The organism is Aestuariivirga sp., from assembly GCF_044238155.1.
Taxonomy (GTDB): domain Bacteria; phylum Pseudomonadota; class Alphaproteobacteria; order Rhizobiales; family Aestuariivirgaceae; genus Aestuariivirga.
Genome location: NZ_JBIIDX010000227.1, coordinates 1 through 3,439 on the forward strand (window position 1 = coordinate 1; position 3,439 = coordinate 3,439).

At 69.7% G+C, this 3,439-nt stretch carries 2 protein-coding genes; both read right to left on the minus strand.

Features of this window, described 5'->3' with window-relative positions:
• The coding region (locus ACILRN_RS16305) for a phage tail protein (RefSeq protein ID WP_395690018.1) at positions 1–2,104 on the minus strand (2,104 nt) is incomplete at its 3' end.
• The coding region (locus tag ACILRN_RS16310) for a putative baseplate assembly protein (protein WP_395690019.1) at positions 2,094–3,439 on the minus strand (1,346 nt) is incomplete at its 5' end. The genes ACILRN_RS16310 and ACILRN_RS16305, both read right to left, overlap by 11 nt.

Below are 3,439 nucleotides of genomic sequence, written 5' to 3' on the forward strand. Positions count from 1 at the left end.
CGGCGAAGGCGCCCATCTCAAGCCCACCCTCGCCGCCCGCAGCGAGGGCGCTGGGGCAGAGCGCGTGCAGCTGCCCGAAGCCCGGATGCTCCCAGCGCGCCGAGGTGAAGCGCGGCAGCTGGCGGCGCGCGATCTCAGCGGCGCGGGCATCGCTGACCGCGCCCTCAGCGGCGATGGCAAGGTCGGGTTGACAGCGAAAACGCGGCGCGGTTCGGCTACCGAGCGGCACTAGGCTGTAGCGGACGCAACCCTCCTGGCGGCGGGCTGCACGCACGCGGCCGGTAGCCAGCAAGTGGTCAAGATCGGCGGTGCGCGCCACTACACCTCCGAAGACAGTGCAGCGGGCCAGCGCTATGTCCGTACCAGGCGCATCGAGAATCACGGCGCTGCTGAGCAAGCCGGCACCCGCATCGGCGCTGCGGTCCTCGCCCAGGATGCTATCCGTCGCGCGGAAGCGCGCCGCGCCCTCAGGCAGCGAGATCGGGCCGAGCACGGAGCGGTATAGCGTCACCTCGTCTACCTTCGCGCCGGAGGCAGCGCTGATCCCGGTCCCAAGGCCGGCCGCGGCCGCCCCCAGCGTGGCGTAATGCAGCGCAACGCGCCCGATCCGCCCGCCGAGTGTGAGCCCGCCTTCAAACATCAGCCCGTCGAGCATAAGCGCACTGCCTGGCCCCGCCCCATTTACAGTGAGCCCCCGGCCGATGAAGGGCCGGCGCCCCGCGGGCAGCAGTTGGGCAACGAGGCGCCTACGCGCACCACCCTTGTCCATCGTCACCGGCCAGGCAGCAGCCAGGATCGCGAGCTGCGCGCCGGCAGCCAGCGCGATGGGCGGTAGGGCTTCATCGTAGCTGGCATTGTCCAGAATGCAGATGACGCCTAGCGGCTGCGCCGCCCCGTTCCAATCCTGGATGGCCTGTGCGAGTGAGCCAACGCAGGGGCCCCCATTGGCTGGGTTGGTCGTGTGTTCCTCAGTACGCCGCGTCACCACCCGGATCCAAGGCTCTCCCGGCGGCACGGCGAAGGGCGCAAACCAGTCGGCGAAGCTCGCGCGGCGATCCCAAGGGCCAGCCCCGACCTGCCCCGCCGCGCCCTGTGCCAACGCTACCTCCACCGGGCGCGCCGCATCACTGGCATGTAGGCTCAGGCGACCGAGTTCAGGGTCGAGCAGTACCTCACCAGCTACAGCTGGGCTGCGCCAGCCGCCGCCCGACCGGTCCCCCAGATGCGCGATGCGGACGCGCTCCGGCGGAAGGGTGGCGCCTCCCAAGCGGATGCGCACCACAGGCTGAGCGCCGAAGTAACCCTCTGCTGTCGCCTTGCCTGCCCGGCGCGCCTGCAGTTCTCGCCATAGCGGTAGGCGGCGTAACGGCGCAGGCAGGTCCCGCTCCTCGGCGAGATGCGCGATAACGGGTTCGCCACGCGGCCGATTGAACAGCGGCAGGTCCACGCCTGCCGGATGCAGGCGCAGCCGTCCGGGGGTGACCGCGCGTGGTACCACGCCGCCCATCACGCCGACGCCCTCGGGGAAGGCGAAACCGATCGGTGCGGCCAGCAGCCGCCACAGGAAAACGCCGACATTTGGGATCGCGTGGCGCCCTTCTCCGGTTTTGATCGGGCGTATTTCCAAATTGTGCGCGGCGCTGTCGAAGGGCGTGCCAACCTGACGCGCGGCGTCAGCGTCGCGGATATCGAGCGTCTGCAAGTTGCCCATGCGCGGATGGTTCACATGCTGCGACTGAACAAGCAGGCGCCAGAACTCCACGACGCGTGCGGGGTGGCCGGTGACGTCGCGCGCGACCTGCTCCACCGAAGCCGCGGTACCCTTCGCACGACGCGTATCCAAGGTGTTGGCCACATAGGCCCGCAGCGAAAAGCCGCCAGCCGGGTTAAGCCTTCGTGCGCCAAGCAGGTCGCCCAGATAGGGTACGACCCACTCCTCACAGGTTTCGATAAAGGCATTCTCATAGAGTGCGGCGGTATCGGCTTCCAGCCGGTCCAGCTCGGCTTCGGCGATGGCGAGCAGCGCCCGTAGCGGGTGCCCGCCCTCGGCATCCCGGGTGCGGATATGCGCGGGCAGGCGGGCGTAGAGACGGTCAGCCGGCATGGGCGGGCTCCGAGGTCAGGGCTATATGCGCGGGCGAGACCAGCAGAAGCTCGGCCGGCTGCAGCACGCCCGCAAGGTCGCTGCGCGCAGGCTCGGCGCGCAGAAGCGCCGAATGGCCTGCGCTGCCCCCGGAACGCGCTTCGACCGGGTCGAGCGCGCAGAGGTCTGCCGCGACAACGCCGGGTACCGCCTGGAGCACGGCCAGCACCTGCGCGCCGGTAACAGGGGCGGCGAAGTCCCGTGCGGCGAAGCCGAAGCCGGCTTCGAGCGCCGACTGGGCTGCGGCCCGTACCGCCGCCGCGTCGCGCGCGGGGTCGCTACGGAGCCGCGCATTGATGGCGAAAGGACGCTCGGCAAAGCCCTGGACCATCACGCGGTCCGCGCCGTCGCGGATTCCGTCTAGGGCGGCTCGAAGCGTCGCGAGCTCCGGGCTCGTCGGTAATGGTGCAAGGCCCTTGGCGAGACCGACTGTGACATGCACCACGCGTTCACCGAGATGCCAAACCAGCTCGGCGCGCGCCTTGCCGAAACCGGGCCAAGTACGCGCCGCGTCCTCATAATCCTCGAGCGAGACAATACGGCCAAGTGTCCGGACGGTTGAAGGGGCGTTGAGTCGGGCCTCCTCCATGCGTTCGGTCGCCGATGCACCCGTCGCCGCATCTGGGTTGACGACGCTGCGGATACCGAGTGGCCGGGTGCGCAGCAGCGTGAGCGCACCGTCCGGCACCTCGCCGACCGGCCCGGTACCGACGCGCCAAGTGGCGATGACGTTGAGGGAACCCGAAGGCAGCCGTGCGCCACGCAGGCCATCACCGAAGACCACGCGCGTTGTGCCGTCCTCGTCGAGCCGGAGCATGAAGTGGCGGTCTGCGGGGCTACTTTCGTAAAGGCCTGGCCGCTCTTCCCAGGCGAGCCCATCCACGTGGATGGCGAGCGTACTGCGCCGGCCTGGTGGCGTTTTGTCCTTTAGGAAGGTGAGCGGCAGGCGGGGTAGAGCAAAGGCTTGGTTGGCGACACGTGCATCGCCGCTGCCAAGCGGTTGGCTCACTGTCTCGCCGTGGCTAGCGCGCGCGATATTGGCATTCACGGCAAGGCCCGGGCGGCGGAATGACTGCGCGAGGCCGGAGGCGAAGCTGAGCCGCGTGAAGCCGCCGATATGGCGTACGTCGGACAGGATGGCGATCTCATCGGCGCGCACACCTGGCGCATCTGCTCGCTCGCCGGAAAGCGCCACGGCCGCGCCCGGCAGCAGTTCCAGCACCAGGCGCGCCAGCGTCAGGTCATGCTCGCCCTTGGCCACGTCCTCGGCGATGGGCAGCCCGGCCAGAGGGAGGC